At 59.4% G+C, this 13,899-nt stretch carries 13 protein-coding genes and 2 tRNA genes; 7 read left to right on the top strand and 8 right to left on the bottom strand.

What is annotated here, in order from left to right:
* Positions 1 to 67: 67 nt before the first annotated feature.
* Positions 68 to 445, bottom strand: coding sequence for a pentapeptide repeat-containing protein (locus NW822_RS00470; protein ID WP_414359520.1), 378 nt, complete (start codon positions 443 to 445; stop codon positions 68 to 70).
* A gap of 75 nt (positions 446 to 520) precedes the next feature.
* Complete coding sequence (gene pflB / locus NW822_RS00465; protein ID WP_414403151.1) at positions 521 to 2,827, bottom strand: formate C-acetyltransferase; 2,307 nt, start codon at positions 2,825 to 2,827, stop codon at positions 521 to 523.
* 698 nt (positions 2,828 to 3,525) lie between these two features.
* Between pflB and NW822_RS00460 the strand changes: the two genes are divergently transcribed.
* Positions 3,526 to 3,873, top strand: a complete 348-nt coding sequence (locus tag NW822_RS00460) for a DUF1815 family protein (RefSeq protein WP_414359523.1) — start codon at positions 3,526 to 3,528, stop codon at positions 3,871 to 3,873.
* A 106-nt stretch (positions 3,874 to 3,979) separates the two neighbouring features.
* Here NW822_RS00460 and NW822_RS00455 read toward each other — a convergent pair.
* Positions 3,980 to 4,052, bottom strand: a tRNA-Glu gene (locus NW822_RS00455).
* 288 nt (positions 4,053 to 4,340) lie between these two features.
* Here NW822_RS00455 and clpP point away from each other — a divergent pair.
* The 4 genes from clpP to NW822_RS00435 all read left to right on the top strand — a co-directional run bounded on the left by clpP (position 4,341) and on the right by NW822_RS00435 (position 7,673).
* Positions 4,341 to 4,943 carry an ATP-dependent Clp endopeptidase proteolytic subunit ClpP gene (gene clpP / locus NW822_RS00450; protein WP_414359525.1) on the top strand — a complete coding sequence of 201 codons (603 nt, stop codon included), beginning with the start codon at positions 4,341 to 4,343 and terminating at the stop codon, positions 4,941 to 4,943.
* A 488-nt stretch (positions 4,944 to 5,431) separates the two neighbouring features.
* Complete coding sequence (locus tag NW822_RS00445) at positions 5,432 to 6,856, top strand: form I ribulose bisphosphate carboxylase large subunit (protein WP_414403150.1); 1,425 nt, start codon at positions 5,432 to 5,434, stop codon at positions 6,854 to 6,856.
* 68 nt (positions 6,857 to 6,924) lie between these two features.
* Positions 6,925 to 7,332, top strand: a complete 408-nt coding sequence (gene rcbX / locus NW822_RS00440; protein WP_414403149.1) for a RuBisCO chaperone RbcX — start codon at positions 6,925 to 6,927, stop codon at positions 7,330 to 7,332.
* Between the two features lie 8 nt (positions 7,333 to 7,340).
* Complete coding sequence (locus NW822_RS00435; RefSeq protein WP_414359530.1) at positions 7,341 to 7,673, top strand: ribulose bisphosphate carboxylase small subunit; 333 nt, start codon at positions 7,341 to 7,343, stop codon at positions 7,671 to 7,673.
* 89 nt (positions 7,674 to 7,762) lie between these two features.
* On the opposite strand, the gene NW822_RS00430 is transcribed toward NW822_RS00435, so the two are convergent.
* Both NW822_RS00430 and NW822_RS00425 read right to left on the bottom strand, forming a co-directional pair.
* The gene (locus NW822_RS00430) at positions 7,763 to 8,521 is read right to left on the bottom strand and encodes a TIGR00297 family protein (protein ID WP_414403148.1); all 759 of its coding nucleotides are present in this window, start codon (positions 8,519 to 8,521) and stop codon (positions 7,763 to 7,765) included.
* Positions 8,522 to 8,569: 48 nt separating this feature from the next.
* A tRNA-Ser gene (locus NW822_RS00425) sits at positions 8,570 to 8,661 on the bottom strand.
* Positions 8,662 to 9,510: 849 nt separating this feature from the next.
* Here NW822_RS00425 and NW822_RS00420 point away from each other — a divergent pair.
* Together NW822_RS00420 and NW822_RS00415 are read left to right on the top strand one after the other, a co-directional pair.
* Complete coding sequence (locus tag NW822_RS00420) at positions 9,511 to 10,497, top strand: PhoH family protein (RefSeq protein WP_414403147.1); 987 nt, start codon at positions 9,511 to 9,513, stop codon at positions 10,495 to 10,497.
* On the top strand, positions 10,494 to 11,237 hold the full coding sequence (locus NW822_RS00415) for an HAD-IA family hydrolase (RefSeq protein WP_414403146.1): 744 nt from the start codon (positions 10,494 to 10,496) through the stop codon (positions 11,235 to 11,237). The genes NW822_RS00420 and NW822_RS00415 overlap by 4 nt, the downstream gene beginning before the upstream one ends.
* On the opposite strand, the gene NW822_RS00410 is transcribed toward NW822_RS00415, so the two are convergent.
* From NW822_RS00410 to NW822_RS00400, 3 genes are read right to left on the bottom strand one after another with little or no spacing between them, the layout of a single operon-like run.
* Positions 11,197 to 11,991 carry an alpha/beta fold hydrolase gene (locus NW822_RS00410; RefSeq protein WP_414403145.1) on the bottom strand — a complete coding sequence of 265 codons (795 nt, stop codon included), beginning with the start codon at positions 11,989 to 11,991 and terminating at the stop codon, positions 11,197 to 11,199. The genes NW822_RS00415 and NW822_RS00410 overlap by 41 nt on opposite strands.
* Entirely contained in the window at positions 11,988 to 12,728 is a 741-nt protein-coding gene (locus NW822_RS00405; protein ID WP_414403144.1) for a lysophospholipid acyltransferase family protein, read from the bottom strand. Before NW822_RS00405 ends, NW822_RS00410 begins: the two co-directional genes overlap by 4 nt.
* Positions 12,729 to 12,740: 12 nt before the next feature.
* Positions 12,741 to 13,886 (bottom strand): cob(I)yrinic acid a,c-diamide adenosyltransferase, encoded by a 1,146-nt coding sequence (locus NW822_RS00400; protein ID WP_414359540.1) that lies wholly within the window; start codon positions 13,884 to 13,886, stop codon positions 12,741 to 12,743.
* Positions 13,887 to 13,899: the final 13 nt, after the last annotated feature.

Below are 13,899 nucleotides of genomic sequence, written 5' to 3'. Positions count from 1 at the left end.
AGATCACGGTTTGGACTTTACCCAGACTGTGTTTTTCTTAACGGTTGAAAACCAATGGAAAGGCCTCCTACTGGGAGGCCTCTGCCGAGAGGTTGTGCAGGCGATGGGCTTTGGGATCAAAGCCCGCCGGGAAATGGGTATAGGCATCGTAATCGGCGTGATCCAGCAAAGCCCCCTCCAAGAGAGCACCGCGGAAATTGCTGCCAAAAAGCAGACATCCCCGCAGGTCGGCTTTGGATAGGTTGGCGCCGCTCAAATCGGCAAAGCTGAGATCGCACCCCCGCAAGTTGGCGCCTGCCAGGTTGGCGCCGCTGAAATCGGCATAGCGCAGGTCGGCACCGGCTAGGTGGATCCCTTGTAGGTCGGCCTGGGGCAGCTCGATCTCCTGGAAATCTCGCCGTCCCGCCGCGTAGTCTCTAACCAAATCCCCAACGCTATAGTTCATTGAACCTCCTTGCTTGGGGAGGGGGGATCCTTCACCCGGCTAGGGGCAGCCTTCCGGGATCCCCCGCCCCCTCGTTTAGAAGTGTTGATGGAAGGTGCGGTTAATTACATCCAGTTGCTGCTCGCGGGTAAGCTTGATGAAGTTCACCGCGTAGCCGGAAACCCGGATGGTGAGCTGCGGGTAGAGCTCTGGGTGCTCCATGGCGTGCAGCAGGGTCTCGCGGTTGAGGACATTCACGTTGAGGTGAAAGCCGCCATCCCGCATGTAGCCGTCCAGCAGCCCCACCAGGTTGGCAACCCGCTCCTCGGCCGTGCGACCTAGGGCCGCCGGCACGATGGAGAAGGTGTTGGAGATGCCATCCAGCGCGTCGTCGTAGGGCAGCTTGGCCACGGAGGCCAGCGACGCCACCGCTCCCTTGGTGTCGCGGCCATGCATGGGGTTGGCCCCCGGTGCAAAGGGCTCGCCAGCCCGCCGCCCATCGGGGGTGTTGCCAGTTTTCTTTCCGTAGACCACGTTGGAGGTGATGGTGAGAATGGACTGGGTGGGGATAGCGTTGCGGTAGGTTTTGTGCTTGCGCAGCTCCGCCATGAAGGTCTGCACCAATTGCACCGCAATCTGGTCAACCCGGTCGTCGTTGTTGCCATATTTGGGGAAGTCGCCCTCCACCGCGTAGTCCACCACCAGGCCGCGCTCGTCCCGAATTGCCCGCACCCGCGCGTACTTGATGGCCGAGAGGGAATCCGCCACCACCGATAGGCCAGCCAGGCCAAAGGCCATCGTGCGCACAATGTCGCGGTCGTGCAGGGCCATCTCCAGGCGCTCGTAGCAGTACTTGTCGTGCATGTAGTGGATGATGTTCATGGTGTTGACGTAGGTCTTGGCCAGCCAGGCCATCATCTGCACCAGGCGCGGCCACACCTCGTCGTACTCCAACACCTCAGAGGTGATGGGGGCGTAGGCCGGGGCCACCTGCTCACCGGAGATCTCATCCCGACCGCCATTGATGGCATAGAGTAGGCACTTGGCCAGGTTTACCCGCGCCCCAAAAAACTGCATCTGCTTGCCAATGCGCATGGCCGATACGCAGCAGGCGATGCCGTAGTCATCCCCCCAGTAGGGGCGCATCAGGTCGTCGTTTTCGTACTGGATGGAGCTGGTTTCGATGGAGACCTTGGCGCAGTAGCGCTTGAAGGCTTCCGGCAGCCGCTCCGACCAGAGCACCGTTAGGTTGGGCTCCGGCGCCGGCCCCAGGTTGTAGAGGGTGTGCAGCATGCGGAAGCTGGTCTTGGTGACCAGAGGTCGCCCATCCAGCCCCATGCCGCCAATGCACTCAGTTACCCAGGTGGGATCGCCGCTGAAGAGCTCGTTGTACTCTGGCGTGCGCAAAAACCTGACCATGCGCAGCTTCATGACAAAGTGGTCGATGAGCTCCTGGGCCTCTTCTTCGGTGAGGATCCCGGCCTGCAGATCCCGCTCGATGTAGATGTCTAGGAACGTGGAGACCCGCCCCAGGGACATGGCGGCACCGTTTTGCTCTTTGACCGCTGCCAGGTAGGCTAGGTACAGCCACTGGATGGCCTCGCGGGCATTGGTTGCTGGCCGGCCGAGATCAAAGCCGTAGCTGGCCCCCATTTCCTTGAGCTCGTGCAGGGCTTTGATCTGCTCTGAGAGCTCCTCCCGCAGGCGGATGGTCTCTTCATCCATCGTGTCCAGGTCTAGGCTGGCTTTTTGCGCCTCCTTGTCTTCAATCAGCCGATCCACCCCGTAGAGAGGTACCCGCCGGTAATCACCGATGATGCGACCCCGCCCATAGGCGTCCGGCAAGCCGGTGATGATGCCAGAGCGGCGGCAGCGGCGCATCTCCTCCGTGTAGGCGTCAAAGACCCCGTCGTTGTGGGTCTTGCGGTATTTGGTAAAGATCTCCTTAACCTTTGGATCCAGCTCGTAGCCGTAGGCCTTGAGGGCCGTCTCTACCATGCGGATGCCGCCAAAGGGCAGGATGGCCCGCTTCAGGGGCTTGTCTGTCTGCAGACCTACAATTTGCTCCAGCTCCCGGTCGATATAGCCCGGCGGGTGGCTGGTGATGCTGGAAGGAAGGTCGGTGTCAGCATCCAAAACCCCCCGCTCCCGTTCCAGCGCCATCAAATCCTTAACCTTGGCCCACAGCCCCTGCGTGCGTTCAGTGGCCGGCGCCAAAAAGCTTTCATCGCCGGTGTAGGGAGTGTAATTGCGCTGAATAAAATCTCGGACATCAATGCAGCGTTGCCACCGTCCCGGGACAAAATCTCTCGCTATCGTTTGCTCAGATACTTTACGCTCTCCGCTTTTTTCGGCCTTCGATTCTGTAGACAAAGCTACAGAACGGTGCGCGCTCACTACCATAACAATCCTCCCGGCTCTTCCGCCTGACAACTTCGCCAGTAGACTGGCAATAGAGCAAGGTGACACCCCGTTGACTGCCAAAAGCTACAACAATCTTTGCAAAAGAGAAGGACAAACGACTCGCCTACGGGAGAGCTTTTAGCAACTCTGCCGTTTCTTTTTTTGAGCTGTTTGCCATACACCTTGCCCACTTCAATTCTAGTCTCCTCCCCTCTCAGGCGGTTCTTGCTTCTGCATTTTTTCGGTATTGTCCTAAGAGGCTGCCAAGGGGAGTTGCCCAATGGCTAGCTTAGGTCAAGGTAGGCTGGAGTCAGTGCCTTTAGTCAGTGGGGTGGCGCAGTAACCGCTCGAGGGAATCTCCGTAGCAATTCCTCCACTGCCCTCCCTCTTGCCCTGAGCTAGGAAAAAACTGAGGCAGGGATCTGCTCCCACTGCGAGGGGTAAGAGTTTTGAACTAAGGTAAACTTTGGTGTTTGCTTTGAGAGAAGTGTTAAATACAACCTCTCATGCAGCTGGGGCTTGCCTATCATCCTGTCTGGCGCTGGGTAGTTTTGGTTCCTAGACTGAGCCCCTTCCTTGAGGATTGCTCATTGCTGTGCTACATATGTCTTAACTGCCTGGCATGAGTATTTATTACTATGCGGCTCGTCTGCGGCCAAAAGGGGGCCTTGTCGAGCCGAGGACGAAGGAGGAGCGTAATGTTCACACGGTTGGCGGAACAATACCGCAGCTACGTTCAAGACCTGGTGATGAGTTTGCAGGCCCTGGCCATTGCTTTGGAGAAGCGGGGCTACCCAGCCTCCTGCTACACCTGCGGAACCTCCTTTGAGAGCGCTTCCTTCATGGTCAGCTTGCGGGAAGGGCATCTGATTCGCTTTTTGGTTTCCGAGTGCTCCATCAGCTGGACGGAGATGCGGGATGAGCGAGAGCTGATGAAGCTGGAAGGAGCAGAAGCCATTCGTCAGCTTCAGGATCTGGTAGAGCTGATCAAAGACGATCTGGTGGCTAGCGCTGCGCCAGCGGAAGCTCTAGCCAGTAGCCGCTGATCCCTGTCAGAGACTCCCTAGCCAAGAAATCTATAGCCATTGGAGGCCACCTCTGGAGCTAAAGAGCAGCCTTCTAGGGACACACTTGCGCTTAGTCGTTTCCCTATACCCCCAAGGGGATTCGAACCCCTGTCGCATCCGTGAAAGGGATGTGTCCTAGGCCTCTAGACGATGGGGGCATCTGGAAGCAGGGCGATCTTGATTCTAAAGAGGCGGGTTTAGTTCTGTCAACTTACGTTTCTTGCTAGTCGGCCTCCTGCCCCGGCCAAGATCAGGACTCCCAGGAGAGCCAGGCCCAGCAATCCAGCAATTAGGAGAGGTTCATCGGAGATCGCATCCATGTACACCTCACCTCTTGAGGGGGATAATAAAGATCCAGGTCCTGCCCTACTCAAGTGGCGAGAGGGGCAGCTCTTCAGAGGCTTAAACTACACTATCTATAGGAATGACCCATCGCTTGGACTAGCATGATTCCCACCGTTATTGAGCAATCTGCACGCGGCGAGCGCGCTTTTGATATTTACTCGCGTTTGCTACGGGATCGGATTATCTTCTTGGGCACGCCGGTAGATGACGATGTTGCCAACCTCATTGTGGCCCAGATGCTCTACCTGGAATCCGAAGACCCCGAGAAAGATATCTACCTCTACATCAACTCTCCCGGCGGCTCTGTCTATGCTGGCATGGCCATTTACGACACCATGCAGCACATCCAACCCGACGTCTCCACCATCTGCATTGGTCTCGCAGCCAGCATGGGAGCCTTTTTGCTGGCAGGGGGCGCCAAAGGCAAACGCATTGCCCTTCCTCATGCCCGCATCATGATTCACCAACCTCTGGGAGGAGCCCAGGGTCCAGCCACTGACATCGAGATCCAAGCTAGGGAGCTTCTCTTTATCAAAAACAGTCTCAACAGTCTGCTTGCTTACCACACCGGCCAACCGCTGGAGCGCATCGAGCGCGATACTGACCGCGACAACTTTATGACCCCAGAACAGGCCAAAGAATACGGCATCATCGACCAGGTAATCACCAAGAAGCCCCAGCCCTCCCTGACCACCGTTTCCTAGCTCCCCTGGCTGCCGGAAACTTCCTTGCCCAGCGCCCTGTCGGGGGAGCTGGGATCCCCCTCAGAAAGATGTGAAGAGAGTTAAAGAAATCTATCTTGCTGCCAAGAGAGGGCCTGGCTTGCTTTAAGTAAACTAATCAAACTCATAAAGAAAGTAATGATCTGCCTCTCATCGCAGATGATAGCTTAGGATTAAACCTAAGGTAGAGTTGCATCGTCGAAATCGCAGCTGCGACAGGAGCTGGAAATATCCCCAGGGAATTTTCTAGGCTCGACGTGTCAAAGCTGGCGATGGAAGAAGTTCTAGGGGTAAGGCTCAGATCTTTCCCCTGCCTAAGGGAGGGGGATTAAGGCACAAGTTGAGCCCCCCACTTGTGAGGCAACTCCAGGAGCAGGATTTTTACCTCTGCTCCCTTGCCTGTCTTGAGTGGCTGTAGGTGTTGTTTTTCAACTTTGCAGAGTTTGTCATTCGTGTAGAGGGGGATTGACGTGGCCTACTCAGCAACCAAAACCAAAAGCGGCTACCAAGCGGGGGTAAAGGACTACCGGCTGACCTATTACACCCCCGATTACACACCTAAGGATACTGATATCCTGGCCTGTTTCCGAGTTACGCCTCAGCCGGGCGTCCCTCCGGAAGAAGCGGGGGCAGCCGTAGCGGCTGAGTCCTCAACAGGCACCTGGACAACGGTTTGGACCGATCTGCTCACTGACTTGGATCGCTACAAGGGCCGCTGCTACGACATTGAGCCGGTTCCTGGCGAAGAGAACCAGTATTTCTGCTTCGTCGCCTACCCGCTGGATCTCTTCGAGGAAGGCTCAGTTACCAACATGCTCACCTCGATTGTGGGCAATGTCTTCGGCTTCAAGGCCTTGAAGGCGCTGCGGCTGGAGGACTTGCGTATTCCCGTAGCCTACTTGAAGACCTTCCAGGGCCCTCCCCACGGTATCCAGGTAGAGCGGGATAAGCTGAACAAGTATGGTCGTCCACTGCTGGGCTGCACCATCAAGCCCAAGCTAGGCCTTTCCGCCAAAAACTACGGGCGGGCTGTGTACGAGGCGCTGCGGGGTGGGCTGGACTTTACCAAAGACGACGAAAACGTCAACTCCCAGCCCTTCATGCGTTGGCGGGATCGCTACCTGTTTGTCATGGAAGCGGTCCATAAAGCGCAGGCAGAAACCGGCGAGATCAAGGGGCACTACCTGAACGTGACGGCGCCCACCTGCGAGGAGATGTTCAAGCGGGCGGAGTTTGCTAAGGAGATTGGTGCCCCCATCATCATGCATGACTACCTCACCGCCGGCTTTACGGCCAACACCAGTCTGGCCAAGTGGTGCCGCGACAACGGCATTCTGCTGCACATCCACCGCGCCATGCACGCGGTGATTGACCGGCAGAAAAACCACGGCATCCACTTCCGGGTGCTGGCCAAGTGCCTGCGCATGTCGGGTGGCGACCACCTGCATGCCGGTACGGTGGTGGGCAAGCTGGAAGGCGACCGCGCCATCACCATGGGCTTTGTGGATCTCATGCGAGAAAACTACGTTGAGGCGGATCGTTCCCGTGGCATTTTCTTCACCCAAGATTGGGCTTCCATGCCGGGGGTGATGCCGGTGGCTTCCGGTGGGATCCACGTTTGGCACATGCCCATACTGGTGGAGATCTTCGGGGACGACGCTGTGCTGCAGTTTGGTGGCGGAACCCTAGGTCACCCCTGGGGGAACGCTCCAGGCGCGACGGCCAACCGGGTGGCTCTGGAGGCCTGCATCCAGGCCCGCAATGAAGGCCGAGATCTGATTCGCGAGGGCAACGACATCATCCGCGAAGCAGCCAAGTGGTCGCCAGAACTGGCCGCTGCCTGCGAGCTGTGGAAAGAGGTCAAGTTCGAATTCAAGCCCGTCGATACGCTCTAAGAGTCTTTCGGGGGCAAGGGATCTCCAGCTTCTCTTGCCCCCTGTTTGCCCCGTCCCCCGGATTGGTCATGGATGTAAAGCAGATTGCCAAGGATACGGCCAAAACGCTGATCAGCTACCTGACCTATCAGGCGATGCGCACGGTGCTGGCCCAACTGAGCGAGACGGATCCTCCCAGGGCCCTCTGGCTGCAGCAGTTTTCTGCTCGGCAAAGCTTCCAAGATGGGGAGGCCTACCTGCGGGCCTTGCTGGCAGAGCGGGCCGACTTGGCCTACCGCATCATGACTGTTCGGGAACACCTAGCGGCGGAGGTGGTGGACTACCTGCCAGAAATGGCCAGAACTGGCATTCAACAGGCCAACATGGAACACCGCCGCAACCACCTGGAACGGCTGACCTCAGCAACAGGATCCCTGCCTGTTACCCACCCGGAGGCAGGCTCCTTTCTACAAAACCCTACATCTGAAGTGGAGTAATCTCAGTCATGCAAACCCTACCGAAAGAGCGCCGCTACGAAACTTTCTCCTATTTGCCACCCCTGACGGACCTGCAGATCCTCAAGCAGGTGCAGTACATCCTGGATCAGGGCTACATCCCGGCCATCGAATTCAACGAGTCTTCCGAGCCAACCGACCACTTCTGGACCTTGTGGAAGCTGCCGCTGTTTGGCGCCACTTCCCCGCAGGAGGTGCTAACAGAGCTCCAGGCCTGCCGTAGTGCTTACCCCAATTGCTTCATCCGTGTAGTGGGGTTTGACAACATCAAGCAGTGCCAAGTGCTTAGCTTCTTAGTCTACAAGCCAAGCGGCTTGCGCTAAGAGCTGGCCAAAGCCCCCGGCCGCATCTGACATCCACAGGGGAGAGAGCTGCCGAAGGGCTCCTCCCTTTTTTTCTGCAAAGGAATTTCTTACGACCCGATCCCCAGGAGCGCTCCCAACCCCACCGCCAGAAGAGCAGCTAGGGTTGTTTGAATGCCGTTAACCACCTCATTGGCCATCCAAGCTAGGCGAGGCTGCAGCACCACTCCCATCCAGCTTTCTGCCAAGGTGGCTAGGAGGCCAGCTAGCCAGCAGGCGCCCAGCCACCAGGGATCCCCTCCCACCCATTCTCCGCCAATGCCCCAGGCCAGGGCGGCCATCCCTGCTGCCGCCGCCACCCCCGCCAGGGATCCCTCTAGGCTCACAGCTCCCTCGGTGCCTGCCGGCACCGGCTGAAAGGTGGTGAGCAAAAAGGTCTGTCGTCCATAGGCTTTTCCTACTTCGCTGCTGACGGTATCGGCCAACTTGGCGGCGAAGCTGGCGCTATATCCCAGCCACCAAAGGGGGTGGGGGAAGAAAGCGTATCCCACTGCACATACTGCCCCGGTCAAAGCAGAGCCCCAGACATTTTCTGGGCCTCGTGCCCCCCCTCGCTTCTCAGCAATCCCCTGCCTTTGCTTACGGTGGATCCCCAGCCAGGTGACGGCTGTGCCCACCAAAAAGTAGGCAGCCACCACCGCATAGCCCCGCCACCCTAGGCCCCCCCACACCAACAGGCCCAGCAGGCCGGCGTGGAACACCCCAGCTCGCGTCAAGGCCTTCTGGGGACTCTGCAGGGCCAGCACCACCAAGATGAGATTGAGCCAGAGCGCCACCCCCCACTGACTTAAAAGCCACCCCAGGCCCATCGCTGTTCTCCATCCCCAGCAGAGGTGGCCAGTTCCCAGCTATCGCAACGGAGAGGGAGGGATTCGAACCCTCGACGGAGCTTTTTGGGCCCCGTAACTTCTTAGCAGGAAGCCGCTTTCGACCACTCAGCCACCTCTCCATACCCGCGGAGTCAGCAGTAAGCTGAACCCCGGCTGCTAGTTGACCTATTGTAGAAGATGGGCTCCCAGCTGGCAACTGTTCTCGAGGGGGATCCCTCCACTGGAGTTGCCCTTGGCGTCGCTTACCCAGGGGATGGCTTGGTAGCCCAGCACTTTAGTGTGGGGCGGAAAAGCCCAAAAGCAACTTTAGTTGCTTACCAATGATGGGAGTCATTGCGTTAGTAATTTCTTGACGGGCGCAAGGTCAACTCTTTAACCAGTGGGACAACAGGCAGGTTGCTAAGCTCAAAACTGAAAAGCTGCAGGGTTTTTGGTCTCGGCAGCTTGACCGCGTGACCAAGCAAAGAAACCGTAGGAGGCGGGATGCCGTCCACAAAGCTGCTCGCTGGGTAACTCCGTCCCCCTTACGGGATCGGGAAAGTTATCTTGGGTTGGGAAGCAAGACTGCAACTCAGGAAAGGTTCACAACCAAAAGTGCCTGTGCCAACAGGCCAGTTGAAGGAGCGCATAGCCCCACTCTGCTAGCGTTCTGGATTGAGGTGGATGAGGCGCACAGTTCCCAGACAAGCTTCTTGGATGGAGATGAGCTACCCCACTCCGGTGAAAAACCCAACAGGTGATGGCTCTTTGGGAAGCGAGGAGGGTTGGTGAAGAACGCCTTTGCAGCTCCGTTTGCGGGCTGGGTAAGAATCCCCCAAGTTAGTCGGGGGAGGGTAATCAAACGCTGCTGCCGGGGGAGTCTCCCGGCGTCAAACCCTTTGCCAAGGCTGGCCAGAACCCAGAGCGCCCTGGCCGCTGCTTCTGATAGGATCACCATCACAGGTCTTAGGGTGCACAGCGCCCGCGGCATGCACAACACCTCGACTTCTTCCGCCGCCATCGATCTTGAGATCATCTCCTTGTCAAGTCCTCGACAGGCCATGTCCCTAGCGGGGGTGCAGGAGGCTAACTTGAAATGGATTAGCCGCTGCAGCGGCGCCTCGGTAACCCTGCGGGGGCAGGATCTCTACCTGAAGGGGACCCCTCAACAGCGGCAGCAAGTGCGGCAGTGGCTAGAATTGCTGAGGCCCCTTTGGCAAGCTGGCCACCCTGTAACTGCAATTGATGCCGAACAAGCCTTCCGCGCCCTCTCCAACCAGGAAGCTGAGGCCTATCGGCAAGTGCAAACAGGTGTTCTGGCCCGCACCCGCAAGGGGGAGCTGATTCGGCCTAAAACGCCCCGTCAGCAGGAGTACGTGCAAGCCATTCGCACCCACGATCTCTGCTTCGGCATTGGGCCGGCAGGCACTGGGAAAACCTATCTGGCTGCCGTTGTGGCCATCACAGCCCTGCAAAACCGCGAGTACGAGCGTTTGATCCTGACACGCCCGGCGGTGGAGGCAGGGGAGAAGCTGGGGTTCTTGCCAGGGGATCTGGTAGAGAAGGTGGATCCCTATCTGCGGCCTCTCTACGATGCCCTGTTTGAGTTTATCGAGCCGGCCAAGCTGCCTCAGCTTATGGAGCAGGGGGTAATCGAGGTGGTGCCCCTGGCCTACATGCGCGGCCGCACGCTAAGCAACGCTTTCATCATTTTGGACGAAGCCCAGAACACCACTCCGGAGCAGATGAAGATGGCGCTCACGCGGCTGGGGTTTCGGTCGCGCATGGTGGTTACCGGGGATCTCACCCAAACGGATCTGGGCAGACATCGCCTCTCGGGGTTGGCCGCTGCGGAGCGCATCCTGGCCGGGGTGGAGGGGGTAGCCTTTTGCTACTTTGACCAGCAAGATGTGGTGCGCCACCCGCTGGTGCAGCGGATTGTGGAGGCCTACGCCCGCTACGAGAGCCAGCAGTGAGGCCGAGGGTCATCTTCTTCGATGCCGTGGGCACGCTGTTGCGGGTGCGGGGCAGCGTTGGCCAAGCCTATAGCCAGGTGGCAGCAGCGTATGGGGTATTGGTGGATCCGCAGGCCCTGGATCGCGCCTTTGCTCAAGCTTTTGCCAGCGCTCCCCCGCCGGCCTGTGGTGGTCTATCGGGATCCTCTTTGCTGGCTTGGGAGCGGGCCTGGTGGCAGCAGGTGGTGCGCCAGACCTTTGCGGGGGTGGGATCCCTGGCTGCTTTTGGGGAGGAGCGCTTTGCGGCGTTTTTTGCCCACCTTTTCGAGTATTTTGCCGGGGCGGATCCCTGGGAGCTGTATCCGGAGACGCTACCAGTTCTCCAGGCTCTTCAGGGGGAAGGGATCCGGCTGGGGGTGATCTCCAACTTCGACAGCCGCCTGCCCAGGGTGCTGCAGGCACTGGGGTTGGAGGGCTATTTTTCCAGCCTCACCCTCTCCACCCAGGTGGGCTATGCCAAGCCCGATCCCCGCATCTTCCAAGCTGCCCTGGAGACGCAGGGGATCCCCCCCGAAGCCGCTTGCCACATCGGCGACAGCTACCGCGAAGACTATCAAGGGGCCACAGCAGCGGGCTTGAGAGCCCTTTGGCTGGATCGAGAAGGGAAAGATCCCTCCTGCCAAGGGCGGATAGGCGACCTCTGGGGAGCCCTTTCCATTCTCAACGACTCAGCAGGGGAGCAAAAACCCCATCGGGCTTGAGCAAGTAGCGCCGCAGATTCATCTGCCGCTCCAGAAGGCAGGCGTGGCCGCTCCAAGGCGAGATCTCCACCTGGGCCTGGGGCAGCCGCTCCGCCAGACGCTGCACCTCCTGCACCGAGGGCAGGAGGCGATCCCGCCCCCCCGCCACCAGCAAGGTCGGCAGGGCCATCGATTCCAGGGGAAGCTCTTCCACAACAAAGGATCCCAGCAAGGCTAGGCGCTGGGCAGCCACCTCTGGAGCGATGCTATGCACAGTCTGGCGCAACCGCTCCCGATCCGGCGGCTCCATTTGACTCAGCTCCGCCAAAAATCCCAGCCCCCGCTCGGCGAGTTGGTGATAGAGCGCCGGCGGCAAAAAGGGCAGGAGAAGATGACCCGCCCACCACCAGGGTCGGCGCCGCAGGGAGGAAGCCGGATTGACCAGAATCAGGCCGCGACAGCGCTGGGGCTGCTGGGCGGCGACGGCCAACGCTAGGCAGGCTCCAAAAGACTCGCCGCACAAATAGGCTCCTTCTTCCAGGTGGGATCCCACCCACTCAACCAAGCTCTCCCAGCTATGCCCCGCTTCGGGGTGGTTTAAGCTCACAGGGCGGACGCGAAACTCGGCCTGCAGAGCCTGCGCCTGCCGGTAAAACAATCGGCCCGTGCCATCCAGGCCAGGCAGGTACAGTAGCAGCGGCCGCTCCTGGCTGCCTGCCTGCGGCGCCGGCCTGATCCCGCTAGAGGCTGCTGCCTCGCCACTTATCTTTTTCATCTCTCTACTAATCCCAAGCGCACCTGTTCCCGGGCGGCTGCCGTTAACTCCTGAATCACCTGCAGCCGCTCCTGGCGGCAGGTGTAGCGCCTTGCTCCCTCCACCCAAAGAGGGGATCCCACTCGCACCACCACCTGACGATAGATCACCACTGGATGCCCCCCCGCCTGCTGAAACCTGGGCTCGGTGGGGTCAAACCAGCGGAAAAAAGCCATGGGGATGTCCATCCCCCGCCACTCGTGTTGGGCCCACACCGCTACCGGCAGAATTGGCAGAGGGTCTACCCCGGCAGCCAAGGCCAGGTGGGCAAAGCCCGGCTGAAACCGGCCCAGCTCCTGGGGTGAGGTCTCGCGGGTAATCTGCTCTGCCCCTTCCGGGAAAATTCCCACTCCTCCGCCTGCTGCCAACGTGGCCTGAGCCTGGCGAAAAAAGGCAAGCTGGGGCCCGGATCCCTGCTGCAGGGGGATACAACCCAGGGCAAAGGCTACCTCCCGCAAGAGGGGCACCTGAGAGAGGTAGTAGTGGCAGGCAAAGCGGATTGGCCGCTCCAGCCCAGTAATCAGCACCGGCGCATCCAAAAAGCTGCGATGGTTACTGACCACCAGCAGCGGACCCTGGGGAACCCGCTCCTTGCCCTCCACCCACACCTCCGTCTGGAAAAGAGCAAGTAGCAACTGGGCCAGTACCCTGGCCTCCAGGAATCCGCTGCCTTGCCTAAGCGCTGTCAAGGATTCCATCTTTAAGTTTGCTCAATAGTCCACCCCGCGCCGCAGATCGGCTCCTTGCTCGGCATAGTGCTTGTGGCTCACCATTTCCGAATGGACGGAGGCCAGCTCAAAATAGGGCAAGGGGGCATGGCAGCGCCCTGTGATGATGATCTCCGTATCCCGCGGCTTGCGCAGCAAAGCCTCAACAATCGGCTCCACGTCCAATAGCTCCAGATCCACCGTGGGGTTGAGCTCATCCAGAATGATGGTTTTGTAAAGCCCAGAGGCAATGGCCGCCCGTGCCAGCTCCCAGCCCCGCTCTGCCTCTACATAATCGATTTCCTGCTGCTTGCCCCGCCAGACAATGGCATCGCGGCCGCAGCGCTGGTGATCCACTAGGTCAGGGTAGCTCTCCCGCAAGGCCCGAATGGCCGCATCTTCCGTGTAGCCCGTCCCCCCTTTGAGCCACTGCATGATTAGGACGCGGTGGGAGAGATCCTTGCTAATGCCACGCCCAATGGCCTGCAGGGCCCGCCCTAGGGCGCTGGTGGATTTGCCTTTGCCGTTGCCGGTGTAAATCTCAATGCCGCTGAGGGGGGGCTGACCGTTCTGGGGATCCGTCGCCCGACGGACGCTGCGCATTTCTGAGTGCAGATCGGCCAGGTCGATAATTTCTTTGGGTGCCCCCCGCCCAGTGATGATCACCTCTATCTCCTCCGGCTTTTGCTTGAGGGTGCTGACAACCTCCTCCACCGGCAGAAGGCCCAGATCCAGCACCGGGTTTAGCTCGTCCAGCACCACCACCGAGTAAAATCCTGAGGCCAGTGCTCCCTTGGCCACATCCCAGCCGCGGCGGGCCTCCTGGCGGTCAAACTTGGTGATCTCGTCGGGGCCGAAGAACTCGCCCCGCCCCGTGCGCAGCTGATCAATGAGGTGGGGGAAGCCCCGCTGGAGAGCGGCAATTGCTGCATCCTCTGCGTAGGTGCGACCCGGTCCCTTAAGAAACCGCACCAGCAACACTCGGCTGGGGGCCGAGTTTTCAATGCCCAGGCCAATTGAACGCAGCACAACCCCCAGCGCCGCCTGCGACTTGCCTTTGCCCTCGCCGTCGTAAACGTGGATCTGGCCTCGCCGGCGGTCAAATTGTCGCGCCGTTACAATGCCGATTTCTGCCCTGCCGCTCCGCATTCTGCTGTTGCCT

The sequence above is a fragment of the Synechococcus sp. H70.2 genome (assembly GCF_047462275.1).
Taxonomy (GTDB): Bacteria; Cyanobacteriota; Cyanobacteriia; order Thermostichales; family Thermostichaceae; genus Thermostichus.
The sequence above is the reverse complement of the archived record's forward strand: the minus strand, read 5'-3'. Positions and strand labels throughout refer to the sequence as shown.